Origin of the sequence: Prevotella phocaeensis (genome assembly GCF_900065875.1) — a bacterium.
GTDB lineage: Bacteria > Bacteroidota > Bacteroidia > Bacteroidales > Bacteroidaceae > Prevotella > Prevotella phocaeensis.
This window is the reverse complement of the sequence record NZ_LT160619.1, coordinates 32,762-57,788: the sequence shown is the minus strand read 5'-3', so window position 1 is coordinate 57,788 and position 25,027 is coordinate 32,762. Positions and strand designations below refer to the sequence as shown.

At 47.3% G+C, this 25,027-nt stretch carries 17 protein-coding genes; 8 read left to right on the top strand and 9 right to left on the bottom strand.

Annotated elements, in window-relative coordinates; genetic code table 11:
• Positions 1-155 precede the first annotated feature (155 nt).
• Both BN3912_RS01290 and BN3912_RS01285 read right to left on the bottom strand, forming a co-directional pair.
• Positions 156-821 (bottom strand): 2-C-methyl-D-erythritol 4-phosphate cytidylyltransferase, encoded by a 666-nt coding sequence (locus BN3912_RS01290; protein WP_023983807.1) that lies wholly within the window; start codon positions 819-821, stop codon positions 156-158.
• A gap of 112 nt (positions 822-933) precedes the next feature.
• Positions 934-1,503 carry a DJ-1 family glyoxalase III gene (locus BN3912_RS01285; protein WP_023983806.1) on the bottom strand — a complete coding sequence of 190 codons (570 nt, stop codon included), beginning with the start codon at positions 1,501-1,503 and terminating at the stop codon, positions 934-936.
• A gap of 102 nt (positions 1,504-1,605) precedes the next feature.
• Between BN3912_RS01285 and BN3912_RS01280 the strand changes: the two genes are divergently transcribed.
• From BN3912_RS01280 to BN3912_RS01255, 6 genes are all read left to right on the top strand, one after another.
• On the top strand, positions 1,606-2,493 hold the full coding sequence (locus BN3912_RS01280) for an NAD kinase (RefSeq protein ID WP_023983805.1): 888 nt from the start codon (positions 1,606-1,608) through the stop codon (positions 2,491-2,493).
• A gap of 1 nt (position 2,494) precedes the next feature.
• Positions 2,495-4,168 (top strand): ABC transporter ATP-binding protein, encoded by a 1,674-nt coding sequence (locus BN3912_RS01275; protein WP_023983804.1) that lies wholly within the window; start codon positions 2,495-2,497, stop codon positions 4,166-4,168.
• Positions 4,169-4,306: 138 nt separating this feature from the next.
• Positions 4,307-5,026 (top strand): ABC transporter ATP-binding protein, encoded by a 720-nt coding sequence (locus BN3912_RS01270; RefSeq protein ID WP_023983803.1) that lies wholly within the window; start codon positions 4,307-4,309, stop codon positions 5,024-5,026.
• A gap of 20 nt (positions 5,027-5,046) precedes the next feature.
• A complete protein-coding gene (locus tag BN3912_RS01265; protein ID WP_023983802.1) occupies positions 5,047-6,306 on the top strand; it encodes an ABC transporter permease in 1,260 nt (419 codons plus the stop codon).
• 60 nt (positions 6,307-6,366) lie between these two features.
• Positions 6,367-7,617, top strand: coding sequence for an ABC transporter permease (locus tag BN3912_RS01260; RefSeq protein WP_023983801.1), 1,251 nt, complete (start codon positions 6,367-6,369; stop codon positions 7,615-7,617).
• A 173-nt stretch (positions 7,618-7,790) separates the two neighbouring features.
• Complete coding sequence (locus BN3912_RS01255; RefSeq protein WP_064972247.1) at positions 7,791-8,909, top strand: efflux RND transporter periplasmic adaptor subunit; 1,119 nt, start codon at positions 7,791-7,793, stop codon at positions 8,907-8,909.
• A 249-nt stretch (positions 8,910-9,158) separates the two neighbouring features.
• Here BN3912_RS01255 and BN3912_RS01250 read toward each other — a convergent pair whose 3' ends face one another.
• The 7 genes from BN3912_RS01250 to BN3912_RS01220 all read right to left on the bottom strand — a co-directional run bounded on the left by BN3912_RS01250 (position 9,159) and on the right by BN3912_RS01220 (position 22,005).
• Positions 9,159-10,418 (bottom strand): glycosyl hydrolase 53 family protein, encoded by a 1,260-nt coding sequence (locus BN3912_RS01250; RefSeq protein WP_023983799.1) that lies wholly within the window; start codon positions 10,416-10,418, stop codon positions 9,159-9,161.
• A 537-nt stretch (positions 10,419-10,955) separates the two neighbouring features.
• Positions 10,956-12,953 (bottom strand): alpha-amylase family glycosyl hydrolase, encoded by a 1,998-nt coding sequence (locus tag BN3912_RS01245; RefSeq protein WP_023983798.1) that lies wholly within the window; start codon positions 12,951-12,953, stop codon positions 10,956-10,958.
• Between the two features lie 102 nt (positions 12,954-13,055).
• Entirely contained in the window at positions 13,056-14,435 is a 1,380-nt protein-coding gene (locus BN3912_RS01240; protein WP_023983797.1) for a glycoside hydrolase family 53 protein, read from the bottom strand.
• Positions 14,436-14,539: 104 nt separating this feature from the next.
• A complete protein-coding gene (locus tag BN3912_RS01235; RefSeq protein ID WP_023983796.1) occupies positions 14,540-15,988 on the bottom strand; it encodes an Outer membrane protein SusF domain-containing protein in 1,449 nt (482 codons plus the stop codon).
• A 20-nt stretch (positions 15,989-16,008) separates the two neighbouring features.
• On the bottom strand, positions 16,009-17,223 hold the full coding sequence (locus BN3912_RS01230) for a SusF/SusE family carbohydrate-binding protein (protein ID WP_023983795.1): 1,215 nt from the start codon (positions 17,221-17,223) through the stop codon (positions 16,009-16,011).
• Between the two features lie 29 nt (positions 17,224-17,252).
• Complete coding sequence (gene susD, locus BN3912_RS01225; RefSeq protein ID WP_023983794.1) at positions 17,253-18,944, bottom strand: starch-binding outer membrane lipoprotein SusD; 1,692 nt, start codon at positions 18,942-18,944, stop codon at positions 17,253-17,255.
• A gap of 16 nt (positions 18,945-18,960) precedes the next feature.
• On the bottom strand, positions 18,961-22,005 hold the full coding sequence (locus tag BN3912_RS01220) for a SusC/RagA family TonB-linked outer membrane protein (protein ID WP_036859464.1): 3,045 nt from the start codon (positions 22,003-22,005) through the stop codon (positions 18,961-18,963).
• A 404-nt stretch (positions 22,006-22,409) separates the two neighbouring features.
• On the opposite strand from BN3912_RS01220, the gene BN3912_RS01215 reads away from it, so the two are divergent.
• Positions 22,410-23,435, top strand: coding sequence for a LacI family DNA-binding transcriptional regulator (locus BN3912_RS01215; protein WP_023983791.1), 1,026 nt, complete (start codon positions 22,410-22,412; stop codon positions 23,433-23,435).
• A gap of 183 nt (positions 23,436-23,618) precedes the next feature.
• Positions 23,619-24,932: an MFS transporter gene (locus BN3912_RS01210; protein WP_004368672.1), complete on the top strand. Its 1,314-nt coding sequence runs from the start codon at positions 23,619-23,621 to the stop codon at positions 24,930-24,932.
• The last annotated feature ends 95 nt before the right edge of the window (positions 24,933-25,027 follow it).

Below are 25,027 nucleotides of genomic sequence, written 5' to 3'. Positions count from 1 at the left end.
GTCGTTTTCTTATTATATTATAATAATGCGTAATATGCTTTTTAATCTATTACGATTTTTGCCCCGTTTAAATAAAGTAGGAAGTACTCTTGGCAGCGTTGCTTCTCCATACTTTGCCTATATATTTACTTTTTTTCGGAAAAAGAGGAGAGAGGTCAGCCCATCGCTTCGGCGATTTTCATGTCGAAAGGCGTAGTTATTTTTATGTTTTCGCGGTTGCCTTCCACCATTGCTACTTGGCAACCGAGGGCTTCCACTACCGAGGCATCGTCGGTAAACGACTCACGGAAGGGCTGTAGATAGGCACGTTTGAGCAGTTGAATGTCGAAAGTCTGGGGCGTTTGTACAATCCTATAATCGTTGCGCAGTACGTTTTTGCCCCCTCCGCGTGCGTCTATGTAACGCAAGGTATCGGTTACGGGCAGCACAGGAATGGCAGCATACTCGTCTCTTGCCGTCTCGTAACAGTCGCAGATGACGCTTTGATTGACAAAGGGCCTCACTCCGTCGTGAATACCCACCACACCTTCCTCGTCGTCGGGGATGAGGGAAAGCCCGTTTTTCGACGATTCGAAGCGCGTGTCTCCGCCGTCTGCAATCGCGTGTTCGATGGCGAAACCGTATTCTCGGCACAGTCTGCGCCAATAATCTTGCTGCGACGGCGGCAATACCAAGATGATGTTCAACTTGTCGCTGTAGGCTCTGAAACGCTCGATAGTGCGCATCAGTATCGGTTTTCCGCCGATGCAGAGGAATTGTTTGGGCGTTTCTCCGCCCATGCGCAGGCCTTTTCCGCCGGCCACGATGATGACGTAATCCATGAATTATAAATGGTTGGATATGAAACAGATGTCAACTGCCCCAGACAGACAGGTTATCTAAGCGCCTTAGAATGCCTATTTAAGCCTCTTAGATGGTATATCTGTGTGCGGCTTATTCTTCACCTGTCAGATGCAGGTACATCATGTCGTGTTGCAATTGGCGCACCTTGTCCTCATCAACAAAGAATGAAAGGACCTTATATGCATAAGGTAACGTTGCTGCAGGGCCTTCTCCGGTGATGATATTGCCGTCTGTAGTGAAGAGATCGTGCGTGTATTCCGCCCCTTTCATGTACTTTTCGAAGCCCGGATAGCATGTTGCTTTACGCCCGTGCAATAGTCCTAAGCTCCCCAGAACCATAGGTGCGGCACATATAGCGCCTATGCGTTTGCCTTTGTTGTTCTGTTCACGAAGCGCACGGCACACGCCTTCGTGCGCCAAAAGGTTGGTAGCGCCGGGCATTCCGCCCGGTAGAAGCAGCATGTCTGCATCGTCGAAGTTGCTTATGTCTTCGAACTTCAGGTCGGCTTTTATCGTTACGTGGTGCGAAGTTTCTACAAATTCGGAGCCTGTAACGCTCACCGTCTTTATCTCTATGCCCCCTCTGCGGAGGATATCCACCGGTGCCAATCCTTCTATTTCCTCGAAGCCGTTGGCAAGAAATTCATAAACTTTAGCCATAGTATAATTGTTTTGTCTATTTGCAAAGATAATTAATCTTTTCAATATACTGCCATTTTCGCAATTAAATAGTATCTTTGCAACTATATAATATATGGTATTATGGTATCACGAAAGCTAAAGTTCGCCATTTTCGGCAACGAATATCAGTCTAAGAAATCCGTTTCGGTGCAGAAGATATTCTCTCTGTTGACCGAAAAGGGAGGAGAAATCTACATCGACCGTCCGTTTTACGACTATCTTTCCAATGTGCAAGGCGTGGAAGTGAAGGCTTCCGGTGTGTTCGAAGGCTATAACTTCGATGTGGATTATGTCGTTTCGTTGGGCGGAGACGGCACTTTTCTGCGGGCAGCAAGCCGTGTCGGGGCCAAAGGAACGCCCATTCTCGGCATCAATATGGGGCGTCTGGGCTTCCTTGCCGATGTACTTCCCAGCGAAATAGAGGGTGCCATCGACGGCATTTTCAAAGGACAATTCCAAATAGAGAAGCATAGCGTTATCCGGATAGAGGCCGAGGGAGAGCCCATAGAAGGGTGTCCTTACGCACTCAACGATATTGCCGTGCTCAAACGGGATAACGCTTCGATGATTTCCATCCGCGTGTGTATCGACGACGAATATCTGGTTACTTATCAGGCAGACGGTCTTATTGTGTCTACACCCACGGGAAGTACCGCTTACGGATTGTCGAACGGCGGGCCTATCATGGTGCCCCAGTCTGGCATTCTGTGCCTTACGCCGGTGGCGCCCCATAGTCTTAACATCCGTCCGATCGTCATCAACGACAAGTCGGTGATTACTCTAACGGTGGAAGCCCGTTCGCATAACTTCCTCGCAGCCATCGACGGACGGTCGGAGAAGTTGCTCGAAGGCACGAAAGTAACCATTCGCCGTGCCCCTTACGAGGTCAATATAATTAAGCGACTTAACCAAAGATACTTCTCCACATTGCGCGAAAAGATGATGTGGGGAGCCGATACGAGAGAATAGAATGCACTTGAGAAATTTGCTGAAAATACCGCCATCGAAGTATAAGGCCAAGGTAATTCTGAAATGGTTGTGGGTTTCGTGGCGCGGAAATCGCCTGCAAGCCGTGCTCAATGCCACTGTAGGTGTGCTGCAGGTGGTGGTTTCGTTGGGGCAAGTGTGGGCGGTGAAGCGTGCTATCGATATTGCCTCGGGTACCGTCGAGGGCTCTATATATTGGTCGGTTGGCGTAATCGGCATGTTTTATCTGTGCGATTTCGCGCTCAGCATATCATCTGTGTGGATACGAAACATTCTTGGTATCCGCGCCCAGAACCGCATGCAGCAGCGCATGCTCGACCGTTTGCTGCGCTCGGAGTGGCACGGACAGGAGTTACACCATTCGGGTGATGTGCTTAATCGCTTGGAGTTCGACGTGAACACGGTGGTAAATTTCCTGACAGAAACCGTTCCAAACACGCTCAGCGTGCTGGCTCTGTTCTTCGGAGCGTTCTTCTATCTGTTCTCTATGGACAAAGTGTTGGCGTTCGTTACCGTGGCTATCATCCCCGTATTTGTGTCTGTCAGCAAAATATATGTGGGACAAATGCGACGGTTGACGCGTAAAGTGCGCGATTCCGACTCGAAAGTGCAGAGTGTATTGCAGGAAACCATACAGAACCGCATGCTTATAAAGACGCTCGAAAGCGATGACATTATGGTCGGACGCTTGGAAAACACGCAGAACGAGTTGCGTCAAAACGTAGTAAAACGCACTGTGTTCAGCGTATTTTCTAATCTTATCCTTAATTTCGGTTTCGTGTTGGGCTATCTCATCGCCTTTCTGTGGGCGGCATTACGCATGTCTTCGCATACTCTTTCGTTCGGTGGTATGACCGCTTTCCTACAGTTAGTAGGCCGAATACAGTCGCCTGCCCGCAATTTAGCTAAGCTCGTGCCCGCTTTTGTAGGTGTTTTTACGGCGGCAGAACGCCTTATGGAACTCGAAGAAAACCCGCTTGAAGAGCAGGGAGAGCCCATTGAACTGGCTCCGCCGTGCGGTATAAGGTTGAAAGATGTATCGTATGCCTACGACGAAACGGATGGTAATGTGATCGAGCACTTGAGTTTCGACTTCACACCCGGCTCTTGTACGGCGATACTTGGTGAAACCGGTTCGGGTAAAACTACGCTGGTGCGCTTGATCCTTGCCCTTCTGCGGCCGCAAGAGGGGCAGGTCGAGATATATAACGACCACGAAAGCAGGGAGTTATCGTCGCTCTTACGATGCAACTTCGTATATGTACCGCAGGGAAATACGCTGATGAGCGGCACCATACGCGACAACTTACGGCTCGGCAAGCTCAATGCAACGCCCGAAGAAATAGAAATGGCGCTTGAAAAGGCATGTGCCGATTTTGTTTACAGCCTGCCCGACGGGCTCGATACCGTATGTTCGGAGTCGGGAGGTGGACTAAGTGAGGGCCAAGCACAGCGAATCAGCATCGCAAGAGCATTGCTTCGCGACCGTAGTATCATGCTCTTCGACGAGGCGACCAGTGCTCTCGATCCCGATACGGAGCGGCAATTGCTCCGAAATATCTTGGAAAATCACGACAAAACCATCTTGTTTATTACCCACAGACCGGCCGTGGTAGACTATTGCGACCGTATTTTAAGGATAGAAAGAACAACATAAGCGCCACGTACAATATAGGGATAGAGAACTAAGGAATAGCGAATAACGGAGATAGATGTATGGTTTTTTCTTATTATTTTATGGGTTTATCTGCAACTTTCCTGCGGTATTCCCCGTCTAACATACAAAACTTTGCGAATGATACACTTAAAGGATATCAACAAAACCTACTTCGGAGCGCAGCCGCTGCATGTGCTTAAAGGCATTAACCTCGATATAGATGAGGGTGAGTTTGTATCTATCATGGGAGCGTCCGGTTCGGGTAAGTCCACCTTATTAAATATATTAGGCATTCTCGACAACTATGATAGCGGGGAATATACGTTGGGTGGCACGCTTATCAAGGATTTGAGCGAGACGCGGGCGGCCGAATATCGCAATCGCATGATAGGTTTTATCTTTCAAAGTTTTAATCTTATCGGCTTCAAAACGGCGGTAGAGAATGTGGAGTTGCCCCTTTTTTATCAGGGAGTTGGGCGTCGCAAGCGCCATCAGTTGGCGATGGATTACCTCGATAAGCTCGGTTTAGCGCAATGGGCAGAGCATTATCCCAACGAAATGTCGGGCGGACAAAAGCAGCGCGTGGCCATTGCACGGGCATTGATAACGCGCCCTCAGATTATTTTAGCCGATGAGCCGACCGGCGCTTTAGACTCTAAAACGAGCGTAGAAGTGATGGAATTGCTCAAAAAACTCAACGAAGACGAGCGCATGACGATCGTTGTAGTGACGCATGAGAGCGGGGTTGCCAACGAAACCAATAAGATTATCCACATCAAGGACGGACTGATAGGCAAGATAGATGAGAATACGGAGCACAATTCTTCGCCTTTCGGTGTCAACGGATACATGAAATAGAAGTTAATCGTCTAACGAATATGCGCGATATCATCACCGAAATATGGTCTACTACCAAGCGTAATAAGCTGCGAACCGCACTGACCGGTTTTGCTGTAGCATGGGGAATATTCATGTTGATATTCCTGCTTGGCGCGGGAAACGGGCTTATCAACGCCGTAGAACAGAACTCCAGTCGCTTCTTGGATAATTCCATGATGATAGGAGGGGGACAGACTTCCAAGGCTTATCAAGGACTGAAGGAAGGACGCCCCATAGACTTGAACGACAAAGATCTGCATACCACCGATAGCAGGTTTTCGGAAAACATTATCGAGATGGGCGCAGAAATAAGTCAAGGAAACGTAACTGTTTCCAATGGAGAGAATTATGTTAGCAGTACATTGAACGGAGTATACCCCAATGAGGCCGAAATAAACAAGATGGAGATGCTCTATGGCCGCTTCATCAATTCTTTCGACAACGAAAAATCGCGTAAGGTATTGGTCATAAGCAATGACCATGCCAAGGAACTTCAGCCCCGCAATATCGCTTCTTTGATAGGCAAACACGTGAAATTGGGTGATCTTTCTTTCCAAATCATCGGCATTTACAAGAACGATCAAAGCGGAATGAATATGGATTTTTATTCACCTTTTACCACTGTGCGCACCATCTATGGGCGTGGGGATAAGGCTGATAACATCATATTTTCCTTTAAAGGGCTGAAAACAGAGCAAGATAACGAGGCTTTCGAGAAGAAGTATCGCGCACGTATCAACGCTAATCACAGCGCAGCCCCCGATGATGAGAACGCTATTTGGATATGGAATCGCTTTACGCAGGCCTTGCAAATGAATACAGGCTTGGGCATCATCCGAACTGCTTTGTGGATTATCGGCATCTTTACGTTGCTTAGCGGTATTGTAGGCGTGTCGAATATCATGCTTATTACCGTGAAGGAGCGCACACGAGAGTTCGGTATTCGCAAGGCAATCGGCGCGAAACCGCGCTCAATCCTACGGCTGATCATTATCGAGAGCATCATCATCACCACGTTCTTCGGCTATATAGGCATGGTTCTCGGCGTTGCTGTAAACCAATATATGGATGTTACGAGCGGAAACATGCAGGTAGATGCCGGCCCGTTCAAGGCGGCTATGTTCGTTAATCCTACCGTGGGGCTGGATGTGTGTATAGAGGCAACGGTCGTAATGGTGCTTGCCGGAACCGTTGCCGGCTTCATTCCGGCGCGAAAGGCAGCCCATATCCGACCGATAGAAGCTCTGCGGGCAGAGTGAAAAATCATGATTTGTAATTTATAACCCATAATTCGAGATACGATATTTCTGCAAGATAAGATGCGTTTCAGAATAGATTTAGATACATATAAGGAGATACTCGACACGCTCACCCGTAACAAGAGCCGGTCTTTTCTTACGGGGTTCGGTGTTTTCTGGGGCGTGTTTATGCTCGTAGCTCTGATGGGTGGCGGCAACGGGATGAAGGAGTTGCTGTCTAAGAATTTCGAAGGATTTGCCACGAACTCGGCAATCATCTATGTAGAACCCACCACCAAAGCTTATCAGGGGTATCGTAAGGGGCGCCAATGGAACATGGTTTATAAAGATGTAGAACGCTTGAAAGCGCAGGTTCCAGAACTTGACGTGGTGTCGCCCGTACTCTCTATTTGGAACGGCAGTGCCGTCTTTGGCGACAAGAAGGCTTCCTGTTCGGTCAAGGGGCTGCTTCCGGATTACGTAAAGGTAGAAACTCCCAAGCTTTTCTACGGCAGATACCTCAACGAAACCGACGTGCAGCAACGCCGAAAGGTTTGTGTAATCGGCAAAAAGATATACAAGACGCTCTTTCCCGGCGGCGGAGATCCGTGCGGAAAGCTCATTAGAATAGACTCGATATATTATAATATTGTTGGTGTAGACTATAACAGCGGCAATATGAGTGTTAATGGAAAGGCGGAAGAAAGCGTGGTCATGCCGATTACCCTCATGCAGCAGGCCTACAATATGGGCGACCGAGTGTACTTGATCTGCGTAACCGGCAAGCCCGGAGTGACCATGAGTAGCATTGCACAGCACATGCGAGAGGTGATAGCCCGTGCGCATACAGTCGATCCTACCGATGAGAAATCCATTACGGTGTTCAATTCAGAGGTGATGTTTGGCATGGTGGATAGCCTTTTCTCGGGCGTGAACTTCCTGATTTGGCTCGTTGGAATAGGCACATTGCTTGCAGGTGCCATCGGTGTATCCAACATTATGATGGTTACTGTGCGCGAACGAACGACCGAAATCGGTATCCGTCGTGCCATCGGAGCAACGCCCCGTAACATCTTGAGCCAGATTATAACTGAGAGTATCATACTGACCGGCGTCGCCGGAATGAGCGGAATACTCTTTTCGGTGGTGATCTTGCAGTTCTTGGAGGTAGCCAATACCACCGACGGCATACTCTCTGCCCACTTCCAAGTGTCGTTCTGGGCGGCGGTGGGCGCCGTAGTTATGTTGAGCATCCTCGGCGTTCTTGCCGGATTGGCACCCGCTCTGCGGGCCATGAGTATAAAGCCCGTAGACGCAATGAGAGACGAATAAGCGAGACGGCTCCTTTCTGTCTCCCTGTTGTAGAGGGAGTACAGATTGTGAAGAATGGGCATGAAACAGAATGTGAATGAAAGAATATTAATAACAAACGAAGAATGTGCCGTTAAAAAAGCGTGAACCCCGCGGGGCACTTCCCTCTTTATGAGGGAGTTGGGTAGGTCATTATGAAAAAATACATCAAGTTTATTGTTGCAGGCATCATCCTGTTTATTTTCGTCGGAACGTTCATTTTCCTTTGGGCCAAGTCGCAACCGCAGCCGGTAGTCTATGATGAATTTACGCCTAAAGTGACGGATATCAAGAAGACGACGGTAGTAACAGGAAAGATAGAACCCCGCAACGAGGTGAACGTAAAGCCACAGATTTCGGGTATCATTACTCAAATCATGAAAGAGGCTGGCGAGATGGTGCAGGCAGGCGAAATCATTGCCAAGGTTAAAGTGGTGCCCGACATGAACCAGTTGAGCAATGCGCAGGCCCGTGTGCGCCTTGCCGACATTAACATGAAGCAGGCCAAGGTAGACTACGAGCGCGAGAAAACGCTCTTCGACAAGGGACTTGTGGCTGCCGATGAGTACGACAAAATCCGCCAGACATACCGACAAGCGCGTGAAGAAGTAACGGCTGCCAAAGATAACTTGCAGGTAGTGCGCGACGGAGTGTCGAGCAGTAATGCCAATACCAGTAGCACGCTGATCCGTTCGACCATCAGCGGATTGATCCTCGATGTGCCGGTGAAAGTAGGAAACACCGTTATCTTGAGCAACACTTTCAACGACGGAACTACCATAGCTACCGTGGCTAACATGGGTGATTTGATATTTCGCGGGAATATAGACGAGACCGAAGTGGGAAAACTCGTTGCCGGAATGCCTATGAAAATAACCATCGGCGCCATGCAAGATACCCGATTGGAGGCCCGTCTTGAATATGTTTCGCCGAAAGCTGTAGAGAGCAACGGTGCCAATCAGTTCGAAATAAAGGCTGCCATACGTGGTGTAAGCGGAACAAAGATACGAAGTGGCTACAGTGCAAACGCAGAAATCGTGCTTGCCAGCGCCACCCATGTGCTTACGGTGCCCGAAAGTGCCATCGAATTCAGCGGAAACGATACCTACGTTTATATTGTGAAAGGTTCCGGAGAGAACAAAACATACGAACGCCGCAAGGTGGTTACGGGGCTTAGCGACGGCATCAACATAGAGATAAAGAGCGGTCTGACGACGAAAGACAAGGTGCGCGGGCCGAAAGTAATCAAGGAAGATACCTCGGAGAATAACTAAATTTCCGTATTACATATTTTTATTTCTCCCGTTTAAAAGAGGAGATGGGGAGGAATAATATCGTTTAAAGCAGCGTAATGAAGCAGACTTGATGCAGGCGGATTGGCCGTTTCGCAGTCGAAAGTCTATTTTATTACGCTGTTTTTGTGTCGTTCCGTTATGGGCAGATATGCTGTTTCTGCCCGACGGAAATTGTTTGTAACGTTTCTTTTTACGGCAGATTTTACTGGAATAGACGGCAGTTTTTCGTCATTTTCTTACGATCTTTTTGCCGCGATGTATGTAGATACCACTCTGCGTGGGCGCTGCCGTTCTTACTCCGTTGATGGTGTACCAACAGTCGTCGGCTGTCTTTTCTTTGTTCTTTATGGTGGCAATACCCGTTGAAGTATCCAAAAACCGTTTCATTTCATAAAAGGCAGAGGTGGTACGCCCCGTCTCATTGTCGAACAGAGGAGCATTATACCAGTTCGTTGTTACCTGTGCAGTACCCGTATGAGCGTATTCGTTGGCCTCGAACCACCACCAGAAAAGGCCTGTTACAGCCTTGTGTTTGTTGAGCATCGTTATCATGTCGCGGGTAAACTGCCTCTGTCCCGTGTCGGTATAGGGGTAGACGGAGGTATAGTCGTAGGTCGTACCGGGCACAGGCCATTTGAGCGGGTAGCCTGTTTCTACGATCATTATCTGTTTTCCTGTAAAGCCACTCTCTATTGTTGCGACGGCTGTTTCGAGTGCGGCAAGACTGCCGTGGAAATAGGGATAATAGCTCAATCCGATGATATCATAGTCTGCGCCTGCTGTCTGCATATTGTCGTAGAAGTTTTTCAGCACGTCAGTCTGTGCAACCCGTTCGGTATGCAGGATAATCTTGGCCTGCGGACACACTTCGCGGCATGCTTTGGCGGCATTTGCAAGCAGCGTTGTGAAGCGTGCCCAGTTGCTGTTGCTGCCCATATAGCACCGGTTGGCGGCAGAACCTTTGGCACCCCACAGCATTCCATAGCTTATTTCGTTGCCCGTTTGTATGAAGTCGGGCTCGGCATCTGCGGCTTTCATCTGTTGCAGAACCTCCTTGGTGTAGTCGTAAATGCGGGTGTATAGGGCTTCGTCGCTAAGAGTCAGCCACGCTTTAGGCGTCCATTGTTTGGCCGGATCGGCCCACGTATCGCTGTAATGCAAGTCGAGCATCAGCTTCAGGCCCGCCTCTTTGATGCGCTTGCCGAGCGTTTTCACGTAGGAAAGGTCTTGACATACGCCCTGCCCCTTGTCTACAGATGAGGCATTGGCAGGATCGACGAAGAGCCTAACCCGCATGGCATTCATTCCTTCTTGCTTGCAGTATTGCAGCAAAGAACCGATGGTGTTGCCGTTACGATCAAGGTATTTCGAGCCGTTTTCCTCGTATTTGGTCAGCAAGGAGATATCGCCGCCCACGTATTTCTGTGCATCCGTGCCCGTTACGCTTAAGAGAAGCAGGCACGACAAGCAGGAAGTTCTGATGTTCATAAAGCTATCTTTTAAAAATAAATATTGTGCAAAGATACCATAAAAACGTGGAATATGCAATGAAAATGGCTTTCGGCAGCATTCTTTCTTCTCCTATAAAGCGTAGACAGGGAGGGGATAGGTCGAGTTTCCGTGCGGTATGCAATCCTTTTCTATCCTCCCTTTGCTAAGGGGAAGTGTACTGTTTTGCAGTTTTCTTTGCGGCATTTTCTCCCCCTACAGAGGGGAGTCAGAGGGGGACTCTCCCTATGTTGTTATGTGCAGGAACGTGCTCTCCGCTCTTTGCTTATGGTAAGACGGATGTGAACATGCTGCAAGCGACTTGCTTAGATGGTATGTCTGGGTGAGATAGACTGCTTGTTTAAGGCGCTTAGATAGGTGGTGTAAGGTTTTCATCTTTCTATCCGTGAGGTGTTTTCTTGTCTCTTTACTTCTTTTTCTTTTATTTCTTGAATGGAAAAGCCGCAGCTCTATCGGTGTAGAACTACGGCTCCTGTTGCTTTCCTCGGCTTTGTTTGTGCTATGGAAAGTTACGATCTATTTCACGACGATCTTCTTGCCGTTGTGAATATAGATGCCCTTTTGTGTCGGTTGGGTGATGCGTGTGCCGCCCACGGTGTACCAGTTGTTGTCGTTCGTCTTGCTCTTTTCGGCTTGTATATTGCTGATGCCGGTGATGGTGGACGTAACGTTGCTGACGATGTACTTGCCGTTTACGGTGCCTGAAATCTCGTAATAAGTATCTTCGGCTATCGGGCCGATGTCGACGGTCTGCATCTGTCCGTTGCCTTTATTGAAGATGATATTGAACGAATAGTTCTTTGCAGGGATGTCGAACGTATGGCAGTACCATGTCGTTCCGTCGATCTGCTTGGTTTGAATGTCGGTTGCAGTGCCGGGCCATGCACCTAACAGCTGCGTGTTATGGCCGTCGTTCGCCCATGCATAGAAGTAGATGCTCGTCCAGTTCGGATCTTTAAGGTAGACGGTTGCCGTGTGCGGCGTGAACGGCTTGATGGTGTAGCTGCGGCTGATGATGCCTTTGACGACGCCGTTGACCAGAAGTCCGACTTTCAGCGTGCAGTCTTCGTTGATGTTGATGGTTGTTCCGGAGGCTGTTTTCGTATCGTTCGGCGTGGGATCATTGCCGTTGAGCGTGTAGACGAGTTGTGCGTTTGTTGCGGTAGAAACGGCGGTGAGTTTCACGTTGAAAGCACTTTCGTATTCGCCCGACGCCATGTCTGCCCATGCCGTTTCCGTGCTGTTGGCGAGAAAATACTTATAATGATAGCCTGACAGAATTTGCGTGTAGACCGACGAGCTCGGTGTGAAAGCTGCGGTGTTGCCTACGTATACCAGCAGTTCGCCGTTGGTTCCCACAACACGTTTGGAGTTGTAACCGGTGGTACTCCTGAAGTTTATGAACGAACTTGTGTTGGTAATACCCGCCAATTTGCGTGCTTCGATCATCGATTTTATTTCCTGTTTGTAGGTTTGCCAGTGCTTCAAGAACACGCAAGGAGTGCCCGGCATGGCGATAAGAAAGGCGTTTGCCGCCAACGTATCCTTGCGTATCGGGTCTTGTTGTGCTGAAGAAGAGCGGTATTCCGTGTCGTGGTTCTCAACGAAAGTAATGGCATAACGGCGATAAGTAGTGCTGCTCATTACGCTGGGATTGTCGAGCTTTCGCCAATCATTGCCGTTGATGGCGTCGCGCACGGTATATCTGAAAGCGAAATCGAATGCGCCGCTCTGTATTGTGTTGCCTGTTTTGGTGCCGTCGATCCAGTTCTCGACGACGGAAGGATTGCCATCCCAGTACTCTCCGACGGAGAACTCGGTGCCCGAAGCGGCGTTGTAAATTCCCGTATATTGCGGAGCATAGCCCTTTACCATATCGTAGCGAAAGCCTTTGTAGCCGAGATCGTCGAGCAGATACTTCAGATATGCGTTCACTATGGTTTGCACATTGCTGCTCGAATGGTCGAGGTCGCGGCAGCCGGACCAGTCTTCATAGCTCTCCGGATTGCCGAGAGTGTAGCCGTTAGCATCGGCCCAATTCTTTGTTTGCCCACCATCATCGTTCGATGTAATGTCTGTGGAAGTCATCTGATAGGTCGTTCCGTTGTAGGTTTCTTTGGGGAAGTCTACCCATGAACCGCCCACGCCGAGGTTGTTGCGGTGGTTGATGACTACATCGGCAATGATACCGGTGTTCTTCGCCTTGAAGGTCCGGATCATCGAGCGTAGCTGTGTTTCGGTGCCGAACGAGCTGTTTTGGTCGAAATAATATACCGGCATGTAGCCCATGACGTTGCTTGTGGTGTTGCAATTTCCGCTCTGCGGCACCCATATCAGCGAGAAATATTTCGAGAGTTCATCGGCCTGACTTTCAAGACGAGACCATTGTGTGTCTACGAAAGAGTCCCAGTAGAACCCTTGGAGCATCACGCCACCGTAATTGGCCGGCCATCCTTGCGCCGCTATGAGCAGCGGAAAAGCCAGACAGAGAAGTAGTGTATTGATACGTTTCATTTTATTTGTAGATTTTGATTGTGCCACGAAGTTAATATTATTTTGCGCAATGTTTCGTCTGCTGCGGGCCGATAACCGTAACTTTTGCAGTAAACGATTGCATTAATTCAACTGCATGATGCGGTCTCGGCTTACCTGCAGCACGCCTTTCAGCTTGCGGTAATACCTGATGGCGGCATCTATGGTCATGTTTTGGGGCTTGCGTATGGCCACGCCATTGATGATATTGTAGTCGTAAATGAGTTCGGCACCGCTCTTGCGAATAGCTTTTAGCAACGATTTCTTACCTTTCTTGTCGTTGTAATAGATGATAAGTGTTTCGGCACTGTATTCTTGTGCTTCCGGCTTCTGTAAGTTGTGTCTGTCACAGCAGACGGAATCGGTGCCGAATTTCTCCAACTCTTTCATGGCCGGAAGAACCTTTCCCGTACGGTTATCGAACAGTCCGCGGTTGATCCAACTCTTTATAACGCTGTTGTTTTTACCGTTTTCTTCGGGAAACCACCATAAAAGTCCCGTTACGTTGGGGTGCTTGTTGAGCTCGGCTACGAGTTCTCGGGCAAACTGGCGTTGCCCTTCGGCGCTGATAGGGTAGAGATCGGCGTAGTGATTGGCATCCTTTTCCCATACGTCATTGTCGTGTGAGTAGTAGAAAGCGGTCTCTACGATCATGACAGGTTTAGGAAAAGCGGTCTGCAGAGAGTCGAGTACTGTGCCGAGATGCGGTATCGTGCCGTGCCACATGGGGTAGTAACTCAGTCCGATAATATCATAATCCACACCGAAACGGGCCATGCGGTCATAGAAGGCTTTGGTGTCGGCCCAGCTCTGTGCATGCTCTGTATGGCTGATGAGTTTGGCCTGCGGACAGATTTCGCGGCAAGCACGACTGCCGGCATTAAGGAACGATGAGAATGTCGCCCAATTCGTATCGTTGTCGGGCTTTACTCTGCCCGTGGGCCACAGCATACCGAAAGTGATTTCGTTACCTACCTGAATGAAATCGGGCTCGATGCCGGCATTGCAGAGTGCCTGCAGAGCGTGACGGGTATAGGCATATACTGAGTCTTGAAGTTGTGCGGGGGTTAATCGTTCCCACCGTTTAGGTGTAATCTGTTTGTTAGGATCGGCCCACGTGTCGCTGTAATGAAAGTCGAGCATCAGGTGGAAACCGGCTTCTTTTATTTGTTTCGACAAGGCGATGACGTAAGGGATATCTTGACACACGCCCTCACTCTTATGCTCGTCGGATGCATTTTGCGGTTCTACGAACAGGCGTACACGCATGATGTTCCACCCTTCATCCTTGAAAAGCTGCAGGGCTTCGGTAGGTTTTCCCTGTTCATTGAGGTAGTGGGTACCCTGTTTTTGATAAGAAGGTAGTAGCGAGATGTCGCCGCCGAGGTAACGCTGTGCCTGCAAAGAGATGGAGAAAACGATGCCGACAAGCACTGATAATAGTCTTTGAATAAGGTTATTCATGAATTGGTCGTTTATGTTTAAAATTCAGAATAGAGAAAATGAGGGAGAACTTCCGTAGAAATTCTCCCTCGGCATTCTTTAGGTTATTTTTAAGTTACGTGGCCTTATTGATATCTTCCGGTGCCTGTCTTGAAGTTGAGATAAGCCTTTTGGCCGGCTATTACGTTGACGCGTGCCTGATCATCGCCATTGCCACGATAGTCGATTTTACCGTCTGCGGTTACGATGAACTCGGTTTTCCACCAGTCGTAGCCTATGCTGACGCACATACGTACCTCTGCATTTTGAGCAAACTGCGGTGAAACGAACTCTCCGTTCTCCGTTGTGGGAACACTGAACTTATGGCTATCGGCAATAGCCCATTCGCCTGCTGCGTCTCCCATAAGATATACGTCGGGCTTGAGGAACTCTACAGTCTTGTTGCTGCCTGCAGTTACCTTTAACAAATACCAACCGGCATTGGCTATCTTGATATTTCCGGTTCCTCCGGCACCTGCTCCTGCATTATCGACAATAGTTGCTTCCGTACCGAAATCATCGCCCCATCCGGCTTGTGGAGCAAACTTAATTTCTTCGTTTGCATGAAGATAGATGATTGTCCAGAATACATTTTCGGTACTGTACACAATGGTAAGCTTTTTCCAGTCGGTAGTTGCAGCACCCCAATTGTAGTTGCTGCCAGTTAGATAAAGTTCTGTAGAGTATTTCTCGACCTTGTATATCATGTTTACAGCATCGAGTGTAACTTTCCATTTGCCCTTTCCGGAGATGACGGGAGTCTGCACTGTGTACTTGTCTCCGCTCCAGATAATGAAGTTGGGTGTGGTTTTGTCGCCATTTTCTTGGCATCCCATTTGGGCCGAGTTTACCTCATCCCAATCGGTAGCGCTATAATGTGACCTGCCATAGAACTTGAACCAGTTATCGCCTTCCTTAGTTGTTTCGACAACAGCCTCATAAATTCCATTACCTTTACTGTTCATATTGATGGGCTTGGCCAGTTTCCAAGTCTCTCCGGATACAGTATTCTCCACAAAATCACCCAACATAAAATAGCCGTTGGCGTCTTCCGCAGGTGTGGGATCGGTGGTAAGCGAGCCTGTAGATTCGCCGGTCAGAGCTACAGCGTCGCCATTGGCAAGGTTGGCACCGAACTCGGTCACGACTTTGAAATCGTACTTAGTTGTTTTACGAGTGCCTGCATTTTTCCAAAGAGCATCATCGAGTGCCGAAGCCGAAACAACGATGTTGTTGCCTACGATGGAACCTTCGATGGTCAAAGTGTCGTTGCCTGTGACAATATTAAGCTTGCGCAAAGTGTAACCGGTAATATTTTTGTCGGAGGAACTAAAGGTGATGAGCTGCAGCGAATCGTTGTCTACCGGCATTACACTGACTGCATTGGCGCCTTGTGAGACAGTAACGCCATAGGCAGCAGCCGATTTCTCCTGCTGATGAGACTGCGGAGAAGCCCAATCATCGTAATCGCCGTTGCAGCTGGCGAGTATAAATCCCGCCAAAACTGCAAAGCCATATAATATTTGCTTTTTCATAATTGATTATCGTTTTGTTATTATTTTACTTCACCGGTGTTAAGGTTAAAGTCTACATAGAGTTTCTGTCCGGGAGAACATGCTACGGAGTAATCGGCACCTTTTTCCGTCCAAGAGTCTATAATATTGAGATCGCGCCAGTAAATAGAGCCGTTGAAGAGTGTAAATTCCGTTCTCCACCAATCTAATCCGGGTACTTTGATGTAGGCGCGGAGTTCGCCTGACGCCGTGAAAGCGGGAGAAATCCAGTTGTCGAGCTGTGTTGCGGGTTGCTGCAATGCAAGGTTTGAATCGGCATCTGCCCATGAACCGGTTGCTTTACCGATAGTATAAGCTGCTGCAGGGTAGATGTGGAAAGTGTATGCAACTTCGCTGGCGCCAAGTTTAGTGGTTACATAAATGGTATACCATCCGGCATTGGCGATGACTATATTGCCGTCTCCCGTTTGCTCACTGATACCTGCACTGGCCTGATCATCAAATTCTGCCACGTTTTTATAACCGCGCCAATCGCCTTCAGATTCACCCCATTTGAACGAATCTCCGGCTTTAGCGTAGATGATAGAGTAGAAATCGCCGCCCTTCTGCGGATCGTTTCCATAGACAGGGGCCATCTTCTTCCAGTAAGACCAGTACTTCTTATCGCTGTCGTTACCAATAGACGAGCCTACAAGATACAAGCTCTGAGGATATGTGAGCTTGGGTGCCACGTAGGTAGCAAGAACTTTCGGCAGAGTGATAACGTTGGAATAAACAGAGTCCATCGGAGTTCCGGCCAAGTTGACGGGAGTTGCAAGCAGGCGTACGTATAGCTGACGGGCAGTTGCAGGATAGGCTACATCGCCGTTAGCATCCTTATACATAGCGAGCATGGCATTGTTGATCTCTAAGGGATCGACATTCATACTGGCAGTAGTATAGGGAGTATCCAGCTGACGGAAGTTAGCATTACTGTTGCTGCCGAAAGTCTGGTCGAGCGATACTTGTACGAAGTATTTTACAACGTAAGGTACACCGCCGTAATCGGGTTGGGTGCATGTCAGATTCAATCCGTTTGCACTTGCAAGGTCGTAAGTGTTGTTTTCGGCATTCGCCGGCGTATTAAGAACGAAACTTGATGCGTTGGGAATGAATGTCGGGTTGCTGTTATCGTCTTTCTCACATGATGTCAGTACGAACGATGTCAATGCGAGTAGGGAGAACAGGCGTCCTATATTAAATATTTTCTTGTTCATAACTTTCATGTTTTATCCTTGATACTTAATTAATAATCGGCATTTTGGTGCATGTTCTCATTATTGTTGATGTCGTCCAACGGAATGGGATAATATTTAAAGTGAGAATCTACAGCTTGTCCGTTAGGGACACCGCCTTTCCATGCCCAGTTGTATTTCTTTCCGGTAAACATATCGAAGCGTATCAAGTCGCTGCGACGTCGGCCTTCCATATAGAATTCACGGCTCCATTCATCGATGAGGTCTTGCTCTGTGAGCTGTATCAGCGGAGTGGCATTGGCGCGTGCACGGAGTACATTAACATCATTGATGGCTGTCATGTCGCCTTTACGCCATTTAGCTTCTGCACGAGTCATGAATGCTTCTGCATAACGTATCAATGGAATATCCATATCGGGGAATTCTTTATCATGAACTGTTTTCCCATCGGTACGTATATTCTGGAACTTTACAACGGAAATACCATCGAGAAAGTTATTCAGTTTGTCGGTACGCAATTTGCGTATACCGCCGCCACGACCGGCATAAAACAAAGCTCGGTCGTCGCCTGCTGCTGCAATGATGCTCTTTGTATCGGAACCGTCTTGTGCATCCAAAGCTATAATCTCTGCTTCGGTCAGGTTATCCGGAGCCTTTACGGTTGACATAGGAATATCATCGTTCGGGAAGAACTTTTCTATCAAATTCGGGCGAGCGTAGTTACAGCTCCAGCAATTGGTAGTACCTGCATAAGGCATACCAGTAATGCGAGTAGAACTGATCAAATAAGTTGCTCCCGAAAAGCTGCGTGTTTTCTCTCCATCTTGACGTATCGGAAGAATGATTTCTTTCATGGCATCGGTGTTCTCGTCATTGTCTGCCATGAACAGTTGTGCATAACCGCTGTAGGTGAGCCCATTGGTAGGATTGGTTTTAGGTACGTTGCTCAACTTATAAGCACCGCTATTAATGATTTTATCGCAGTATTCAATGGCCTTATCATAAGCTTTCGTTACACCGTTTGTATAGACAGGAGCATTGAGAGCCAAACGTGCGTGAAGCATATATGCGGCACCTTGATCTACACGACCGTAGTTTTTACTGTCGTTGAACGAACCGATTGTTGAGAGTTGACTCTCTATTTCGGTAAGTTCGTTGTCGATCCAATCGTAAAGATCTTTACCGGCTTTTTCTACCGGTTTTTCTGTCATTGAGGATTTTTCGTCCTTGAAAGGAGCTTTATGCCATAGATCAAGGAAATACCAATAGTGCAAAGCGCGCAGGAAACGAACCTCTGCACGGTAGTATTTATAGTTAGCATCTTCTGCTTTTCCTGCAGTTTCCTGCAAATAGAAGTTACAGAGAGTTATATCATATCCTAAACGTTGGTATGCCCATTGGGTACGTACAGAGGTGGAGTTCCATGATATACCCGTGATTTGTGGTATATCCTGATCGGTCTGCCATGCCCAGTTACATTCATCGGTAGGTAGAGTCTGGAGATTAAAAGTGGTGCGATAGAAACCGGATTCGCCTTCATCGGAACTGATATCCCCTGCTCCCGTCGCGCCTTTTTGTCCGGTTACGCCGAGTGTTCCGTAAACCTTAGCCAGCAAAGACATGTCTTCAAACGAAGGTGAAGTTTGCGGATCGATTGACGAAATATTTAGGTCATCGGCACAAGAAGTCATTCCTAAAGCGAGAAGACCTGCGACAGCCGTTTTAACAAATATATGTCTCATAATGATATTTTTTATGTTAGAAGTTCAAGTTCACACCGAGTTGGAAACTCATGGGGCGTGGATAAGGGTTGTTGTCTACACCTGATGAAACTTCAGGATCGATACCCTTGTATTTTGTAATGATAAATGGATTCTGGACAGTGAAGAATATACGACCGGAGAAATAATCCTTTTTCGCACATTTCAATAACGGATCAAAACTATAACCCAATGTGATGTTGGAACACTTTAGGTAGGAAGCATTGCGAACAAAGTAATCGGAAAGCCAATAATCGGTACCTATACCGGTGAAACCTAATGCAACTGCTTCCGGAGTTGTATTGGTGAATGCACTGTTAGAATATAGTCCAGGGGCACTGATAGCGGCCTTACTTGAGAGATTATCATAATACACATAGTTCCCTAATGATGCATGGAATGCTGCACTGAGATCCCAGTTCTTGTAAAGGAACTTGCTTGTAAAGCCCATAATCACGTCTGCCGATGGCTTTTTATAGAAATAACGATCGCTTGCATTAATCTGTCCGTCGCCGTTACGGTCAACATACATTCCTTCTATAGGTTTGCCATCTTTATCGTAGACTTGCTGATAAACAAAGAAAGAGCTTGCCGCATATCCGACTCTATTTGCCATTATCTGTGTATTAGTGCCGCGTGAAATCTTGGTACCTGTCGGTACGTAATAATCTTTATTACCAGTTGCGTTCCCTGTGAGTTCGGTAATCTCATTATGATTCCACGATATATTGTAAGTTACATCCCAAGTGAAGTCTTTTGTTACAACGGGTTTAGCGTTGATTGCAAATTCAATACCGTAGTTCTCGAGTGAACCTATGTTCTTTAACAAGGTAGAGCCGAAGTTTGTACCTACAGGGATTACCACTGTATTCAAAAGGTCGCGAGTCTTACGGTAATATCCATCTATGTTGGTAGAAATACGTCCGTTGAGAACAGAAAAGTCGATACCGGCGTTATAGGTAGTTGTAGTTTCCCATTTACGATCTTCGTTGTAAGCCGATGGACGTTGTGTATAGTAATAGGTGTTGCCGAACGGATACATAGCATAAGAATTGCCCAACGTGTAAAGAGGCATGTAGCCGAAGTCGTCGCTGAGCTTGTTGTCACCGGAGGGATCTATCAGTTCCTGTTGTCCGGTTACTCCCCAACCCAAACGGAGCTTCAGTTCATCTATCCAAGAAGCTTTGTTCAGGAACTTCTCATTATTGATCTTCCATGCAAAAGCTGCCGAAGGGAAATAACCCCACCGATGTCCTTTGCCGAAACGTGATGAACCATCGGCACGGAATGTGGCTGTAAGCATATAACGCTTTAGCAGTGTATAATTCATACGCCCGAAGTAAGAAACCAATGTGTTACGCGTTGCCCATTCCTGTTCGGAACGAATAGAAGGGTTATATATTTCTCCTGTGTAAGGATCAGTGCCTTGTCCTTCGTTGTAACCGCTACGATGATAATGGCTCTCTTCAGCACCACCCATCACATCTATATTATGTATGCCGAATTCATGCTGATACTGTGCATAAATATTGCCTGTGAGAGAGTATTTCCAGTATTTAGTTACGCCATCCCAGCCATAGTAGTTATTAGAATAGGAATATTTTGAAATTGTCTCGTCTTGCGAACTGCTGGTGTATTGGGCACCGATGTTCCCGTGGATATGCAAATCTTCGAAACCGTGAATCTTATAGTCTACTTCGAAGTTTCCTGTGAAGTCGTTTGCATGCGCAATGGTTTCTTTTAAGTTAAGTAGTGCCAATGGGTTTTGCGGTGCATTCGGATTGTTGGTGTATTTCCAGTTAGGATCTTTGAAAGAAGCATTCTGCGAAGGTTGATAATATCCACCGAAGAATTGTGAAGTTTCATCGTTAGAGTAAACAGGACGGGTGGGATCAATACTCAGAGCAGCACCAATTGCGCCGTTGGCATCAGCATAACGGTCTTTTTCGTACATGTATTTTCCCGTAATATTGAAGTTCAGATGCTTGTCGAGCAGTGAAGGTGCAAGATTTAAAGATAAATTTGCACGACGCATCCATGATGTCTTCACGATACCGTCAGAAATGTTATAACCGGCACTTATGCGATACGGCATGTTCTTCAGGCCACCACTCATGGAGATATTATGGTTTGTAGATACAGAAGTACGGAAGATTTGGTCTTGCCAATCGGTATTCTCCGTACCGAGTTTGCTGACATCAAGGCCGACTCTTGCTGCCAATGCCCGATATTCATCACCATTCAGAGTTTCGTACTTTTTCTGTATGGTAGATACAGTTACATCTCCATTATAGGTAAACTGCGGTTTCTGCCCGTCACGTCCCTTCTTTGTTGTGATGATAATTACGCCGTTTGATGCGCGACTTCCGTATATAGCCGTTGCCGAAGCATCTTTCAATACGGTAAATGTTTCGATATCATTCGGGTTGATCATGGCGAGAATATTGCTCATACCTTTAGCGGTGTTGCCGTCTATAGTAAGTCCATCGATTACATAGAGAGGATCATTGGATGCATTAAGCGAGGAACCTCCACGTACACGTATCTGTGCCCCTGCCCCCGGAGTGCCACCTGCAGTGATCACATCAACACCGGCTATCTTGCCTACCATCATATCCGTAGCGTTGTTTGTGATACCTTTAGATAGCTCATCCGGCTTAATGGCCGTTACGGAACCTGTCAGATCTTCCTTTCTAGCACGCCCATAACCGATGACAACAACATCTTTGAGTGTAGTCTGTTCGCTGACAAGCGATACTGCAACATTCGGTGCCGCCGGCACTGTTGCCGTCTGATAGCCGATATAGGTTATAGAAATCGTAGCGCCAGACTTAGCCTGAATGGTGAAATTACCGTTGATATCTGTCATTACGCCACCATCTTGTCCGGCTACACGGACCGTGGCGCCAATGACGGGTTCGCCGGTATCATCCTTAACATGGCCTTTCACAGTAATTTGCTGTGCAAAGGCACTTGCTGAAAGAATAAGCCCACATATGATAGCGAGCATTCTTAGAGGTAATGAAATTTTTACCTGCTTCATCATTTTTGTTTTTAAGTTAACGTTATTTAAAGTAATTGTTAGTTCAATGTTTAGGTTTTATACCTTATTATATTATATGTTTTGTTTCATGTTTGGTCATTAGGTAGGTTTCTTTTTCGTGGGATAAGGAACCGCTATAGTACGCCAAAAGCTATTTTACCGGTGTCTTTCCGTTTCAACTTTTTATGCAAAGTTAGTTTTGTTTACGTATGTTTGTAATTTTTTTCAGTTAAATCCGTTATTTATAACATGCAAACGTTTGCGTTAGGAAAGGCAGGTAATTTATATACCTTTTATGTCTTGTTCGGTATATTTGTATACTTTTGCATAGAAGAATCTATTATAACAGGCGAACCAGTAATAGAGCATGGTCGCAAAAGAATATTGATAAAAGCCATACCTAAATGAAAGAATCTTCACCTATGACAATGAAAGATATTGCAAGAGAGTTTGGCGTCTCTATTGCAACGGTGTCTCGTGCGCTGAAAGATAGTCCCCATATTAGTGCAGACAGGCGAGAGAAGATCAAAACCTTTGCACGCGAACATAATTTTATACCCAATGTAATTGCGGAAAGTCTACGTAACAGTCGTGTGAAACCTATCAAGATCATTGGTGTTATCATACCACAGTTTACTCATTTCTATTTTTCTTCAGTACTGAGCGGTATCGAGGAAGAGGCTTCGGCACGCGGATATCAGGTGATGGTGGCCCAAAGTAACGAGAAATACGGACGCGAAGTGGAGATTTGTCAGTCGTTCTATGAAAATAAGGTGTGCGGTATCATTGTGTCGCAGGCTAAAGATACCAATAAATACGATCACTTCCAAAAACTTATCGACCGCGGAGTACCGATCGTATTCTACGATCGTATTTGTACTGGATTGAATTGTAGCCGCGTTGTTGTAGACGATTATATGGGTGCTTATACGGCCGTAACCTATCTGATCGATTCCGGTTGCCGTAATATAGCATTCTATGGTGCTTCCATGACGTTGGAAATATCGAAGAACCGCTATAACGGTTACCGCGATGCTTTGGTAAAACACGGTTTGCAGCCCGATGATCGGTTTGTGAAATATTGCGATAATCGGGCCGATGCAGAGGCCATCACGCCCGACCTGTTGAGTATGCCCGATCATCCGGATGCCTTTTTTGCCGTGAACGACGATACGGCCATCGGCATTTTGTACTCGGCTAAAAGACATGGATTTCGCGTGCCCGACGATATTAGCATTTGCGGATTTACCAATGGATACCGTGCCATAGCCTGCGATCCCATGCTTACTACCGTAGAACAGCGCGGTGTACAAGTGGGCGAAGAAGCTGCAAACATCCTCATAGGCCAAGTGGAGGGTTCTATTCCCACTGATAAAGTGGAGCGGCGTATTGTCAGAACGCGACTCATTGTGAGGGGAACAACGAGGTAGAGCCGTCATAATCACGGCCTCCCCCATCCCCTCCAAAGGAGAGAAGAGTTTTACTAAAGCTGTGGTTTCTTGGTAGAAAAACAATTCTATAGATATAAGTAAGTTTAACAAATAAAACAATATTCCTTCAGCATCTAATCAATGCTCCCCTCCTTTGGTGGGGATGAAGGAGGCCTATAAATTATGAAAAATAAACCCGATCTTAGTTTCTGGAAACTTTGGAATTTGAGTTTCGGATTCTTCGGCGTACAAATTGCGTACGCTTTGCAGAGTGCAAACATTTCACGCATCTTTGCTACACTTGGTGCAGATCCTCATGATCTCAGTTATTTCTGGGTGCTCCCGCCGCTCATGGGCATCATTGTGCAGCCCATCGTGGGTACGCTTTCCGATAAAACCTGGTGCCGTTTCGGTCGTCGTATACCTTATTTGTTCGTAGGTGCAACGGTGGCCGTGCTTGTTATGTGCCTGTTGCCCAATGCCGGTTCGTTCGGTATGGCAGTGTCGACCGCAATGACTTTTGGCCTTATATCGCTGATGTTCCTCGATACAAGTATTAATATGGCGATGCAACCATTCAAGATGCTTGTGGGCGACATGGTGAACGAGAAGCAGAAAGCCTTGGCCTATTCCATACAGAGCTTCCTCTGTAACGCTGGATCAGTGGCAGGTTTCGTGTTTCCTTTCTTCTTTACGTGGCTCGGTATACAGAATGTAGCGCCGAAAGGGGTAGTGCCCGACTCGGTTATCTGGGCGTTTTATGTAGGTGCGGCCATTCTTATTCTCTGCGTAATCTATACCACGGTCAAAGTAAAGGAGTGGAATCCGCAGCAATATGCCGAGTACAACGGGGTGAAAGAAGTCCAAAAGGAAGAGAAAGCCGACTGGATAACCTTGCTCAGGCATGCACCGAAAGCGTTTTGGGAGGTCGGTCTTGTGCAGTTTTTCTGCTGGGCTGCATTCCTCAATATGTGGAACTATACCCCGGGTGCCATTGCCGAAACGGTGTGGAACACCACGGATACCGCCTCTGCGGGTTATCAAGAAGCAGGCAACTGGGTGGGTATACTTTATGCAGTGCAGGCCGTTGGCAGTGTTGTTTGGGCATTGGCGCTGCCTTTCTTCCCCAGTAAAAAGGCGGGATATGCCATAAGTCTGGTGCTTGGCGGTGTGGGTTTCGCCATGATACCGTTCATCTCCAACCAGTATATGCTCTTTGTGCCTTACGTGTTGATAGGTTGCGCGTGGGCTGCCATGCTCGCCATGCCGTTTACTTTTATTACAAATGCGCTGCAAGGCTATGGACACATGGGAGCTTACCTCGGGCTTTTCAACGGTACGATATGCGTGCCGCAGATCGTAGCAGCTCTGCTCGGCGGCACTATCTTGTGGCTTGTGGGCTCCATGCAAAGCCACATGATGTACGTGGCCGGTGCATGTCTCGTTATCGGAGCGTTGTGCGTGCCGTTCATCAAGGAACACGAAGTTGCCGAATAGATATTAAAAAAGATTGTAATAAGATATATGGGGATAGGGAACTATCCCCTTTTTGTTATGTTGTTTGCGTATTTTCTTTAGGGTTTACGGCATCG